The following is an 11,686-nucleotide window of genomic DNA, read 5'->3' as shown; positions in this document are numbered from 1 at the left end:
CGAAGAAAGGGAGCCCGTGGCGACCAACGAAGAGATCCTGCCCGACCTCGCGAGCATCGTGGAGGAGGTGGCCGGCGTCGACGCCGCGGAGGTCACCGCGGAGAAGTCGTTCGTGGACGACCTCGACATCGACTCGCTCTCGATGGTCGAGATCGCCGTCCAGGCCGAGGACAAGTTCGGGGTCAAGATCCCGGACGACGAGCTCGCCAAGCTGACGACCGTCCAGGACGCCGTCAACTACATCTCCAGCCACTCCTGAGGGAAGGCGACTTCGTGAGCAGCACCGGCCAGGGGGTCGTCGTCACCGGTATGGGCGCGACGACCCCGCTCGGCGGCGACGTGGCGACCACCTGGGACGGCCTCCTGGCCGGTCGCGGCGCCGCCTCGAAGATCGAAGAGGACTGGGTCGACACCTACGAGCTGCCCGTCAAGATCGCGTCGCAGCTCGCCGTCGAACCGACCGAGGTCATCAAGCGGGTCGAGGCCCGCCGCCTCGACCGCAGCGAGCAGACCGCGATCATCGCGGCGCGCGAGGCCTGGCAGCACGCCGACCTCGGCGACTACCCGAACGCCGAGGGCGGGTCGCCCAAGGTCGAGGCGCTGCGGCTCGCGGTGGTCGTCGGCACCGGCATCGGCGGGGCGCTGACCCTGCTGGGCCAGGACGACATCCTCGAGCAGCAGGGGCTGCGCAAGGTCGCGGTCCTGACCATCCCGATGCTCATGCCGAACGGCCCGGCCGCGCACGTCGGCCTGGAGTTCGGCGCGGCGGCGGGCGTGCACGCGCCCGTGTCGGCGTGCGCGTCGGGCGCCGAGGCCATCGCGTGGGGCTGGCGCATGCTGATGGCGGACGAGGTCGACGTGGTCGTGGCCGGGGGCACCGAGGCGTGCATCCACCCGATCACGCTCGCGGGCTTCAGCCAGGCCCGCACCATGGCGCTGCGCAACGACGAGCCCGAGCGCGCCTCGCGGCCGTTCGACACCGGCCGCAACGGCTTCGTGCTCGGCGAGGGCGCGGGCATCGTGGTGCTCGAGCGCGAGGAGTTCGCGAAGGCCCGTGGCGCCACCGTGCACGGGCGTCTCGCGGGCATCGGGACCAGCGCCGACGCGTACCACATCACCGCCCCGGACCCCGAGGGCACGGGCCAGTCCCGCGCCATCGCCGCGGCCCTGCGCACGGCGGGCCTCGAGCCCTCCGACGTCGGCCACGTCAACTGCCACGCCACCGCGACGAACGTCGGCGACGTGGCCGAGACGGTGGCGATCAAGAAGTCCATCGGCGACCACCCGGTGCTCACCGCACCCAAGGGCTCGCTGGGTCACCTGCTCGGCGCCGCCGGTGCCGTCGAGGCGATCTCGACGATCCTCTCGGTGCGCGAGGGGCTCATCCCGCCCACCGCGAACCTCGAGGAGCTCGACCCCGAGGTCACCCTCGACGTCGTCGCGGGCGAGGCCCGCAAGACGTCGCTGGACGCCGCGATCAGCGACTCCTTCGGCTTCGGCGGGCACAACGTCTGCCTGGCGATCACGCCGGCCTGACGGTCCACCGGCCCGCTGCGCTCGCTCTGCTGCAGCCCGACGGCTAGCAGGGCGAGCGCAGCTGGCTGCCCGGGCGCGGGTCGAGCAGGCGGGGCCGCCCGCCCGCGGTCTCGACGACGGCGCTGATCTGCCAGCACAGGCGCGGCACGCGGACGTCGGGCGGCGCCACCGCCGGGTCCTGGGTGGTGACGAAGCCCAGGGGCACGACGAGCTCGCCCCCGGCGACCGGGTCGATGCGGCGGATGACGACCGAGCCGACCCGCTGGGTGCGCGCGGTGTCGGCGAACGTCGTCGGGTCGACGCGCGCGTCCGGCACGAGCGTCTCCCGGTAGGCGGCGAGGTCGCCGGCGTTGCGGGCGTCGGTCCAGCGCTGGAGGACGTCGCGCACGGCGGCCGACTCGGGGTGGACGGCGGCGGCCGGTGAGAGCACCACGGCCGGCGGGCCCGCCGAGCCGTCCTCGGGCAGCTCGGCGCCGACGAGCACGGGCCCGGTGTCGCCCACCGCGGCCCGGCCGACGGACGCCGCACGGGAGCCGAGCAGGGCGCCGGCGATCACGAGCATCACGAGGGCCACGGCGAGCAGGACCGGCAGGACGACTCCCGGGCGCAGGCGGTCCGCCAGCGCACCGTCACGGAGCCGACCGAGCATGACGTCCAGCCTGCCAGCCTCCCCCGACACGTCCGGTGGGCGTCCTGCCGCCGTGCTCGATCAGCCGACCTGGTGCAGCCGCGCGGGGGCCACGCCCTCGCCGGCGAAGCGGAACTCCTCGAGGGCGTCGTCCCAGCGGGTGCCCAGGAGGTCGTCCATGCGGCGGGTCAGCGACTCCCGGGTGCCGGCGCCGGCCAGCGCCGCGCGGACCTGGTCCTCGCCGAGGACGATGTCGCCGTTCGCGCTGGTGCGCCCGTGCCAGAGCCCGAGGCCGGGGACGTGGCTGAAGCGCTCGCCGTCGGTGCCCGGCGAGGGGTCCTCGGTGACCTCGAAGCGCACCATCCCCCAGGCGCGCAGCGCGGTCGCCACACGGGCCGCGGTGCCCACGGGCCCGGCCCACGACACCTCGGCACGCGCCGTCCCCGGAGCCGCCTCCTGGGCGGTCCAGTCCAGCACGACACGGGCGTCGAGGACGCCCGAGATCGCCCACTCGACGTGCGGACAGACCGCAGACGGCGACGAGTGGACGTAGATCACGCCACGGGTGCTCACTGCTGACCTCCGACTCGACGAGAAGCGTCTTCCCCAACGTCCTCGTCCAGGGCAGAGATCGAACTGATCGCAACCGCCGTGCAGTGTGCACCGTGATGCTGCTGTGGCGCCAGTGTCCCCGGATTCCCGGGCGTGTCGCCGCCGCGGACCGTAGAGTCGTCCCACCGTGACCGAGGATGACGGTCCGCACACGGGCGGTGCGCGGTTCCGGGACGTCCTCGCCGACCCGCAGTTCTTCGCGCTGTGGCTCGCCCAGCTGCTCTCGGTGCTCGGCGACCAGGTCGCCCGGGTCGCCCTCGCGGTTCTCGTCTACACCGAGACGGCGTCGGCCGGGCTCACCGCGCTGACCTACGCGCTGACGTTCCTGCCCGACCTCGTGGCCGGCCCCCTGCTGTCCGGGATCGCCGACCGGGCCCCGCGGCGGCTGACCATGGTGGTCAGCGACCTGCTGCGGGCGGCGGTCCTCGCGCTGATGGCCGTGCCGGGGATGCCGTTCTGGGCGCTGTGCCTGCTCGTCGTCGCGGGCCAGCTCATCGCCGCGCCCTTCGCGGCGGCGCGGGCGGCGATCCTGCCCCACGTGCTCACCGGCGAGCGCTACCTCGTGGCCTCGGCGGTGTCGGGCACGACGTACCAGAGCGGGCAGGTCCTCGGCTTCGCGCTGGGCGGGCCACTCGTGGCCCTGGTCGGCGTGCCGGTCGCGCTGCTCGGCGACGCGGTGACGTTCGTGGTCTCGGCGGCGATCCTGCAGTTCGGGGTGGCCGAGCAGCGGGCGACCGGGGCCGCGGAGAGCGCCGCCGGGCTGCGCGAGGGCGCGCGGATCGTCGTGGGCGACCGGCGGCTGCGGGCGCTGGTGGCCCTCGCGTGCGTCTCGGCCTTCGTCGTGACGATCGAGGGCCTGGCGGCGCCCTACGCGGCGACGCTGGGCGGGGGCCCGGTCGCGGTCGGCCTGCTGCTCGCCGCGAACCCGCTCGGGGCGGCGCTGGGCATCGTGCTGCTCGCGCGCCTGGTGCCGCCCGCGCGCCGCGACCGCCTCCTGGGCCCGCTCGCGGTGGCCTCGTGCGTGCCGCTGATCGCCTCGGCGCTGCACCCGCCGCTCGCCGCCGTCGTGACCCTGTGGGTGGTCTCGGGGCTGGCGTGCGCCTACCAGGTGCCCGCGAACGCGGCCTTCGTCGCCGCGGTGCCCGACGCCCACCGCGGGCAGGCCTTCGGGCTCGCCGTCACCGCCCTGCGCGTCACCCAGGGCCTGGGCGTCCTGCTGGCGGGCGTGCTGGCCGAGGCGACGGGGCCGGCCGTCGCGGTGGCGATCGCCGGCGGGGTGGGGGTGCTCGTCGCGCTGGGGTGCGCGCTGGCGTGGTCGCGCGCCCGGTCGGGGTGAGCGCGCGTGCGGTTACTGGCTGGTATCACTCGCTCGGCGAGCGATACCAGCCAGTAACCGCCGCACGAGTGGGCTCAGTGCCAGTTGGAGTCGCGGTGCCAGTTCGAGTCCCGGTGCCGGTTCGGGTCCGCGTAGTGCCAGTTGGAGTCGCGGTGCCAGTTCGAGTCCGCGAAGTGCCAGTTGGAGTCGCGGTGCCAGTTCGAGTCGGCCACGGGGCGTCCTTTCGACGAGAGCGGGAGGCCGGCCGGGACGGGTCGTCCCGCCGACACGGACGTGGTCCAACGCACACGCTGTGTGGTGAACCCGAGTACGGCATCGAGCACCGGACGCGGGTCGCGCAGCGTTGACGGAGAGCGACCGAACCCTCACATCCGGCCGCACTCCGCGTCACATCCGCTCCTCGATGCTGGTCAAAGAAGCGGTGCGTGACCAGACGGCGACTGGGCGTCAACCATCGGAGTGATCTCTTCCCAATGGGTGACGCCTCCTGCCGAGATCCAGAGGTCGTCGGTACCGTGTTCCGCACGCGGACCGCGCCCGATGCGCGTGCCGCAGGACCTGGAGGAGGTCACTCATCGTGACGGCGCGTGAGCCCTGGAGGGGTCCCATCGACCCCGGGTCCGCGCTCTCTCCCGCGCCCGGAGCAGTCCCGCCCGATCGTTCGGTACGCGCAGTCACCGACGCCGACCTCCCGGCCGGTCCGGGCGGCGCAGCGCGTCCCTGGCGGCCCAGCCGCCGGCCGCGTCACGGCGCCACCGGCTCGGGCACCGGCTCGGCGCCCGGGTCCGGGTCGTCCGGAACGCCCGATGTCGCGCAGACCACACCGGGACGCCGCTTCGACCCCCGCCGCTGGAGCCTCTGGCAGGCGCCGCGCCGGGTCGTCGTGGCCGTGCTCGTCATCGACGTCCTGGCGGTCGCGCTCTCGCTCGCCGTCGCCGGGCTCGAGCCGGTGGGCACCGCCGACTGGCGGGCGCTGGCGCTGCTCGTCCTCGGGCTCGTCGTCCACGTCGAGACCGCCCGCGGCATCGAACGGCGCCGCGAGATCGTCGCCGACGGGCAGCCCTACATCGAGCTGAAGTCGGTGTGGAGCTTCGCGGGCCTGCTGCTGCTCCCCCTCGGTCTCGCGCTCGCCCTGGTCGTCATCACGTTCGCGTACTGGTGGCTGCGCGTCAGTCAACGCCCCGTCGTGCACCGGTGGACCTACTCCGCGGCGACGGTCCTCATCGCCTCGATCGCGGCGGCGGGCGTGCTCGAGCTGGTGCCCGGCGGGCTACTCGCCAAGGTCGCGGGCCCGGTCGGTCTCGCCGTGCTCGTCGCCGCCGGCCTGACGCGCTGGATCGTCAACCACGGCCTCGTCGTGTTCATGATCTGCCTGAGCGCCCCCGGCACGCCGTGGTGGAAGCGGCTCGGCTCCCCCACCGACACGCTCATCGGCCTCGGCGCGCTCGCCCTCGGCGCCGCACTAGCGGTCGTGGCGCTGACGACGCCGTGGCTGCTGCCGGTGCTGCTCGTGCCGGTGATGGGGATGCACCGCGGCTTCCTCATCCAGCAGTTCGCCCGGGCCGCGCGCACCGACCCCAAGACGGGACTCGCCAACGCGTCGGCCTGGCGCGACCAGGCCGACCGCGAGCTCGCCCGCCTGCGCCGCCGCGGCGGTGAGCTCGGCGTCATCATGGTCGACATCGACGCCTTCAAGGCGATCAACGACCGGTACGGGCACCTCGTCGGCGACGACGTCCTGCGCGCCGTCGCCGACACCCTGCGCTCCGAGGTCCGCCCCTACGACGCCGTCGGGCGCTTCGGCGGCGAGGAGTTCGTCGTCCTGGTCGCCGAGGCCGGGCCCGAGCAGATCGGCAGCACCGCCGAGCGCCTGCGCCGGCGGATCAGCGAGTGCGAGGTCACCGTCTCCCCCGCGCGGGGCGGGGGCGTCGTCCGGGGGCTCACGGCCTCGATCGGGACGGCGTCGTACCCGGCGGCGTCGCACGACCTCGACGGCCTCATGGTCAGCGCCGACACCGCGCTGTACGCCGCCAAGCACGGGGGGCGCAACCGCGTGGAGTGCGCTCCCCCGCGCTAGGGCACGTCAGCACTCAGCGGAACGCGGCGATGCCCGTCAGCGCCTGCCCGATCGACAGGGCGTGCATCTCCTCGGTGCCCTCGTAGGTCAGGACGGTCTCGAGGTTCGTCATGTGCCGGAACACCGGGTACTCGAGGGTGATCCCGTTGCCGCCGAGCACCGTGCGCGCCGTGCGCGCGACGTCGAGGGCGGCCCGGACGTTGGCCATCTTGCCGAAGCTGACCTGCGCGGGGTGCAGCGTCTCGGCGTCCTTGAGCCGCCCGATCCGCGAGGCCGTCAGCCCGGCCTGGTTGACCGCGACGACCATGTCGGCGAGCTTGCGCTGGGTCAGCTGGAACCCGGCGATGGGCTGGCCGAACTGCTCGCGGTCCACCGAGTACGCGAGCGCCGCCGCGAAGCAGGCCCGCGCCGCGCCGACCGCGCCCCAGAGGATCCCGTAGCGCGCCTCGTTGAGGCAGGACAGCGGGCCCTTGAGGCCGCTGACCTCGGGGAACACCGCGTCGGCGGGCAGCCGGACGCCCTCGAGCACGAGCTCGGCGGTCAGCGACGCGCGCAACGAGAGCTTGTGCTTGACCTCGCCCGCGGTGAAGCCGGGGGTGTCGGTGGGCACCACGAAGCCGCGGATGCCCTTCGACCCGGCGTCGGGGTCGGTCTGCGCCCAGACGACGGCGACGTCGGCGAGCGTCCCGTTCGTGATCCACATCTTGGACCCGTCGAGCACCCAGTCGTCCCCGTCGCGGCGGGCGCGCGTGCGCATCGAGCCGGGGTCGGAGCCCGCGTCGGCCTCGGTGAGCCCGAAGCAGCCGAGCGCCTCGCCGGTGGCCATGCGCGGCAGCCACTGCTGCTTGTGCTCCTCGGAGCCCCAGCGGTGCAGGGCGAACATCGCGAGCGAGCCCTGCACGGAGACGAAGGAGCGCAGGCCCGAGTCGACGGCCTCGAGCTCGCGGCAGGCGAGGCCGTAGCTGGTGGCGTTGGTGCCCGCGCACCCGTAACCCTCGAGGTGCATGCCGAGCAGGCCGAGGGAGCCCAGGCCCTTGGCGATGTCGCGGGGCAGCGTGTTCGACTCGTACCACTCGGCGATGCGCGGGGAGAGCTCCGCGGCGGCGTAGTCGCGCACCGCGTCGCGGATGTCGCGCTCCTCGGCGCTCAGGTCGGCGTCGACGCCGAGGAAGTCGCTGGGGGCCGGGACGGGAGGAGCCATGGCTCCTACGGTAGGTGCTCCACGGCATCGGGACCGGCCCAGAAGGCCGCGAACCCCGGATGCAGTGGCAGGTCCGACACGCGCCCGACCGGCGTCCAGCGCAGCTCGGTCGCCTCGCCGTCGGTGGGCTCGAGCGCCGGGGCGTCGCCGGTCTCGAGGCGGGCGTGGACGGTGACGTAGGACCAGCCGCCGTGGTCGTCGACGGTCTCGCCGGTCAGGCGGACCCGCGCCCGTTCGACGCCGGTCTCCTCGACCGCCTCGCGCAGCGCGGCCTCGCGCGCGGTCTCGTCGCTGTTGCGCGCGCCGCCGGGGATGCCCCAGGTCTCGCCGTGGTGGCTCCACCACACCCGGTGCGCGAGCAGGACGCAGTCGCCGTGGCGCAGCAGCAGCCCCGCGGCGCCGAACCGTCCCCAGTGCCGGTGCCCGGCGTCGCAGACCACCCAGCCGTCGCCGTCACCCCGCACGGCGATCACGGTAGGCCGTCGGGCGTGCGGGGGCAGGACGTGCGGGCCGCATCGGGTAGACGGAGGCCATGAGCGACGTGCCCCCGTTCGGGGCCGAGGAAGAACTGCTGCTCGTCGACCCCGCGACCGGCGCGCCACGGGGGCGGGCCGGCACCGTGCGCGACGAGGCCGACGGCGACCTCGACGGCGAGATGCGCACCGAGCAGGTCGAGACCGCCACGGCCCCGCACCACAAGGCCGACGACCTCGCGGACGACCTGCGCCGGCGGCGCCAGGAGGCCCGCGAGGCCGCCCGGGCGTCGGGGGTGGAGGTCGCGGGCCTGGCGACCTCGCCCGTGGCGCCGGACGCCGGGAGCGAGCCCGGCGCGGTCTCCGAGGGGCGCTACGGGCGCATCGCCGAGCGCTTCGGGGCGATCGCGACCTCCCAGCTGACCAGCGGGCAGCACGTGCACGTCGAGGTCACCTCGCCCGAGGAGGGCGTCGGCGTGCTCGACCGGGTCGGTCCGTGGCTGCCGGCGCTGCGGGCGCTCGCCGCGAACTCCCCGCACTGGCGGGGCCACGACACCGACTACGCCAGCTACCGGTCGGTGGTGTGGTCGCGCTGGCCGTCGGCGGGGCCGACGCGGGTGTTCGGGTCGCTGGCCGCCTACGACGAGGCCGTCGAGGCGATGCTCGCGACCGACACGGTGCTCGACGACGCGATGGTCTACTTCGACGCCCGCCTCTCCCGGGAACTGGGCACCGTGGAGGTCCGCGTGACCGACGTGGCGCTCGAGATCGAGGACACGGTGCTGGTGGCCGTGCTCGCCCGCGCGCTCGTGCTCACCGCCGCCCGCGAGCACCGCGACGGCGGGCCGCTGCCCACGGCGCCGGTCGAGGCGCTGCGGCTGGCGCACTGGCGGGCGTCGCGCCGGGGTCTCACCGAGGCGCTCGTCGACCCGCGCACCGGCCGCCCCGCGCCGGCGGCCGAGGTGCTCGACGCGCTGCGCGCCCACGTCGCCGACGCGCTCACCGACGCCGGCGACCACGAGCGCGCGAGCGAGGGCCTGGCGCGTCTGCGCGCCGACGGCACGGGCGCCGAGCGCCAGCGCGCCGCGACCGCCGGGGCCGGCGGTGACCCCGCCGGCGCCGTCCACGACGCCGTGGCGCGCTTCCTGCCGGGGTCGCGACCATGTGAGTACTTTCCGGCGCCATAGGGCCGGAAAGTGCTCACATGGGGGGTACGAGGGGGATGACGGCGGCGCGGGCGGCGATGCCGCGGGCCATGGCGCCGAAGACCGCCGGCGCGCCGGCCAGCAGCGCGCGGCCCCAGACCAGGCCCGCGAGGCCCGTGGGGACGAAGCGGACGGCGAGGCGCAGGTGCGAGCCGTGGCCCGACACGTCGGGGTCGACGGCGAGCTCGAGGGTCAGCGTGCCGGGCGCGCGCATCTCGGAGCGCAGCCGCAGGCGCACCCGGGGCTCGACCGCCTCGACGCACCAGCCGTCGACGACGTCGCCCACGGCCAGGGCCCGGCGCGCCGGGCGTCCGCGGTACCCGCCGACGCCGCCCAGGAGCTGGTCGGCCCACCCCCACACCGTCCACGCGCCGAGCGGGACGAACCAGCCCGCGTCGCCGCCGATGCCGTCGACGACCGACCACAGCTCCGCGACGTCGGCGGGCGAGGGCTCGGTGGTGCTCCAGCGGTACACGGTGCCCCCGGAGCCCGCGGGGTCGGTGGGCCCGGCGAGCGCGGGGTCGTCGTCCGGGGCCGGCGGCTCGTCGCGCCGGCCCAGCGCCGCGCGGACCGCGGCGTCGTAGGTGGTGCGCCCGTCCGGCGGCGGCCCGATGACGGCGAGCACGTCCTCCTCGACGCACACGAGGTCCTCGGCGAGCGACTCGATGAGCGGGGTCGCCAGCTGCCGCGACAGCGGCGTGAGGGCCTCCACGACCCGCCCGGCGAGCGCGGGGCCCCCGGGCGGCACCGGGACGGGCACCGGCAGCACGACGCCCTGCGCCAGCCCCGCCAGGCGCAGGTAGCGGCGGATCAGCTCCAGATAGCTCAGCACGTCCGGCCCGCCGATGTCGAAGCGCCGGTCGACGGAGGCGGGCAGGTCGAGCGCGCCCACGAGGTAGTGCAGGACGTCGGCGATCGCGATCGGCTGCGTGCGGTGCGCGAGCCACGGGACGGCGGGCAGCACGGGGACGCGCTCGGCGAGGTAGCGGATCATCTCGAAGCTCGTCGAGCCCGAGCCCACGATGATCGAGGCCTCGAGCGCGACGGTGGGGACGTCGCCGGCGAGGAAGACGTCGGCGACCTCGGCGCGCGAGGACAGGTGCCGGGAGGCCTCGGGAGCAGCAGGTCGCAACCCGCCCAGGTACACGAGGCGCCGCACCCCCGCGTCCGCGGCCGCCGTGCTGACCGTCCAGGCCGCGGCCCGGTCGCGCTCGGGGAAGTCGGGCCGCTCCAGGGCGTGGGCGAGGTGCACCACGGCGTCCGCGCCGGCGACCAGCGCGGCGACTGCCGCGGGGTCGGCGAGGTCGCCGTCGACGGCGTCGACCTGCTCGGCCCACCCGCTGGCCGCGAGCTTCGCCGGGCTGCGCACGAGCACGGTGACGTCGTGCCCCGCGTCGAGCAGGCGCCGCACGAGGCGCACGCCGACGTACCCCGTCCCGCCGATCACCGCGCAGCGCATGCCGCCATCCTGGAGCGCCTCGACCGGGCCGGCACGCGGGGGGAGCGCGGGTCAGCTGACGGTGGGCTTGCCCGGACGGTCGGCCGCGCGCTGGTCGACGAACAGGCCGCCCCCGCCGCGGGCGACGAGCACGAGCTGCCAGATCGCGAAGGCGAGCACGATGAGCCCGATGATCGTCTGACCGAGGACCAGGGCGACGATCCCGCCGGTGAGGGTCACCCAGATGACGATGTCGCGAGCCGTCTTCCGCGCTGCCTTCACCGGTCCGCCCTCCTCGGAGGCCTCGGCCCGACCGTCGCTCGATCGGGGAACCCGAACCAGCTCAGTGTGGCGCGCCGGGGAGGGAAGCGCAGCGCCTCGCTCGCCGGGAACGCGGTCCCCACCCGTTCGCCGCGGGTCGTGGGCGGAGCGTGAGCAACTGGTGTGAGCAACACCACACCGGTTCGCCGGGGTGGCGCGGATCAAAAGGGTTTGCCCGACGCGCTGTACGGATAGATCATGGAGGCTCGCTGATACGCGGCCCCGGCACGCCCGGAGGCTGTGTCCGTGACGACACGTCGCGGGCCGAGGGAACCGTTCCGGTCGCCTCGACGTCATAGATGAGTACTGAGGTGCTCCGGACCCCGGGGCGCGGGCCCACACAGGGTTGCTCTGACGAGGGCCTGCTCCGAGGACCGAACCCGCACGACCCCCGGATACGAACCGACGCCCGGCGCACGACCGTGCCGCAGGGGCCGTCGCCAGACGCGCGCGTGCGCGCCCGGCGTCGGGCCCGGCGGCACCACGGCCGCCCCGCTCGCTCACGAGCGGGCCCGGCCGAGCTGACCCCGACGAGCGAGATTGGAATGGCACGACGATGGACTGGGAGCTCGCGGCCTGCCGCGACCACGACCCCGAACTGTTCTTCCCCCTGACCACGCACGGCCCGGGCTCGGCCCAGGTGGCCGAGGCCAAGGCCGTGTGCCACAGCTGCCCGCTGCAGCAGGGCTGCCTGCGCTGGGCCATGGACACCGGCCAGGAGGCCGGCGTCTGGGGCGGCACGAGCGAGGACGAGCGCCGCGCGATGCGTCGCGCCGCGCGCGTCGGCTCCGTGGCGAGCCCGCACGCCGCCTGAGACGGCCGCAGCAGCGACACGAAGGGCCCGCCCCCGGATGGGGGC

13 protein-coding genes are annotated in these 11,686 nt (G+C 75.2%); 6 read left to right on the top strand and 7 right to left on the bottom strand.

Features of this window, described 5'->3' with window-relative positions; genetic code table 11:
* Window positions 1–16 precede the first annotated feature (16 nt).
* Both ACFPK1_RS08290 and ACFPK1_RS08285 read left to right on the top strand, forming a co-directional pair.
* Complete coding sequence (locus ACFPK1_RS08290; RefSeq protein ID WP_133828979.1) at window positions 17–259, top strand: acyl carrier protein; 243 nt, start codon at window positions 17–19, stop codon at window positions 257–259.
* 14 nt (window positions 260–273) lie between these two features.
* A complete protein-coding gene (locus ACFPK1_RS08285) occupies window positions 274–1,536 on the top strand; it encodes a beta-ketoacyl-[acyl-carrier-protein] synthase family protein (RefSeq protein ID WP_378020449.1) in 1,263 nt (420 codons plus the stop codon).
* A gap of 43 nt (window positions 1,537–1,579) precedes the next feature.
* On the opposite strand, the gene ACFPK1_RS08280 is transcribed toward ACFPK1_RS08285, so the two are convergent.
* Entirely contained in the window at window positions 1,580–2,185 is a 606-nt protein-coding gene (locus ACFPK1_RS08280; RefSeq protein ID WP_378020448.1) for a hypothetical protein, read from the bottom strand.
* A gap of 60 nt (window positions 2,186–2,245) precedes the next feature.
* The gene (locus ACFPK1_RS08275) at window positions 2,246–2,737 is read right to left on the bottom strand and encodes a DUF3145 domain-containing protein (protein ID WP_378020447.1); all 492 of its coding nucleotides are present in this window, start codon (window positions 2,735–2,737) and stop codon (window positions 2,246–2,248) included.
* Between the two features lie 166 nt (window positions 2,738–2,903).
* Here ACFPK1_RS08275 and ACFPK1_RS08270 point away from each other — a divergent pair, with 166 nt between their 5' ends.
* Window positions 2,904–4,112, top strand: a complete 1,209-nt coding sequence (locus ACFPK1_RS08270) for an MFS transporter (protein WP_378020446.1) — start codon at window positions 2,904–2,906, stop codon at window positions 4,110–4,112.
* 74 nt (window positions 4,113–4,186) lie between these two features.
* Here ACFPK1_RS08270 and ACFPK1_RS08265 read toward each other — a convergent pair whose 3' ends face one another.
* A complete protein-coding gene (locus ACFPK1_RS08265) occupies window positions 4,187–4,324 on the bottom strand; it encodes a hypothetical protein (protein WP_378020445.1) in 138 nt (45 codons plus the stop codon).
* A gap of 671 nt (window positions 4,325–4,995) precedes the next feature.
* Between ACFPK1_RS08265 and ACFPK1_RS08260 the strand changes: the two genes are divergently transcribed.
* On the top strand, window positions 4,996–6,189 hold the full coding sequence (locus tag ACFPK1_RS08260; protein WP_378020444.1) for a GGDEF domain-containing protein: 1,194 nt from the start codon (window positions 4,996–4,998) through the stop codon (window positions 6,187–6,189).
* 13 nt (window positions 6,190–6,202) lie between these two features.
* Here the strand turns inward: ACFPK1_RS08260 and ACFPK1_RS08255 are convergent, their stop codons facing one another.
* Window positions 6,203–7,390, bottom strand: a complete 1,188-nt coding sequence (locus tag ACFPK1_RS08255; RefSeq protein ID WP_378020443.1) for an acyl-CoA dehydrogenase family protein — start codon at window positions 7,388–7,390, stop codon at window positions 6,203–6,205.
* A 5-nt stretch (window positions 7,391–7,395) separates the two neighbouring features.
* Window positions 7,396–7,854, bottom strand: coding sequence for an NUDIX domain-containing protein (locus tag ACFPK1_RS08250; protein ID WP_378020442.1), 459 nt, complete (start codon window positions 7,852–7,854; stop codon window positions 7,396–7,398).
* A gap of 68 nt (window positions 7,855–7,922) precedes the next feature.
* On the opposite strand from ACFPK1_RS08250, the gene ACFPK1_RS08245 reads away from it, so the two are divergent.
* Entirely contained in the window at window positions 7,923–9,050 is a 1,128-nt protein-coding gene (locus ACFPK1_RS08245) for a carboxylate-amine ligase (RefSeq protein WP_378020441.1), read from the top strand.
* Between the two features lie 13 nt (window positions 9,051–9,063).
* On the opposite strand, the gene ACFPK1_RS08240 is transcribed toward ACFPK1_RS08245, so the two are convergent.
* Window positions 9,064–10,527, bottom strand: a complete 1,464-nt coding sequence (locus tag ACFPK1_RS08240) for a DUF2867 domain-containing protein (protein ID WP_378020440.1) — start codon at window positions 10,525–10,527, stop codon at window positions 9,064–9,066.
* A gap of 51 nt (window positions 10,528–10,578) precedes the next feature.
* The gene (locus ACFPK1_RS08235) at window positions 10,579–10,788 is read right to left on the bottom strand and encodes a hypothetical protein (protein WP_378020439.1); all 210 of its coding nucleotides are present in this window, start codon (window positions 10,786–10,788) and stop codon (window positions 10,579–10,581) included.
* Window positions 10,789–11,383: 595 nt separating this feature from the next.
* Between ACFPK1_RS08235 and ACFPK1_RS08230 the strand changes: the two genes are divergently transcribed.
* A complete protein-coding gene (locus ACFPK1_RS08230; RefSeq protein ID WP_378020438.1) occupies window positions 11,384–11,641 on the top strand; it encodes a WhiB family transcriptional regulator in 258 nt (85 codons plus the stop codon).
* Window positions 11,642–11,686: the final 45 nt, after the last annotated feature.

Source organism: Actinomycetospora rhizophila, assembly GCF_042657905.1.
GTDB classification, from domain to species: Bacteria; Actinomycetota; Actinomycetes; order Mycobacteriales; family Pseudonocardiaceae; genus Actinomycetospora; species Actinomycetospora rhizophila.
This window is presented reverse-complemented; position numbering and strand designations above follow the sequence as displayed.

Bases quoted from the DNA above. Each gene is read 5' to 3' on its own strand.
- ACFPK1_RS08280 (WP_378020448.1), bottom strand. From the start codon at position 2,185: ATGCTCGGTCGGCTCCGTGACGGTGCGCTGGCGGACCGCCTGCGCCCG.
- ACFPK1_RS08255 (WP_378020443.1), bottom strand. From the start codon at position 7,390: ATGGCTCCTCCCGTCCCGGCCCCCAGCGACTTCCTCGGCGTCGACGCC.
- ACFPK1_RS08245 (WP_378020441.1), top strand. From the start codon at position 7,923: ATGAGCGACGTGCCCCCGTTCGGGGCCGAGGAAGAACTGCTGCTCGTC.
- ACFPK1_RS08240 (WP_378020440.1), bottom strand. From the start codon at position 10,527: ATGCGCTGCGCGGTGATCGGCGGGACGGGGTACGTCGGCGTGCGCCTC.
- ACFPK1_RS08230 (WP_378020438.1), top strand. From the start codon at position 11,384: ATGGACTGGGAGCTCGCGGCCTGCCGCGACCACGACCCCGAACTGTTC.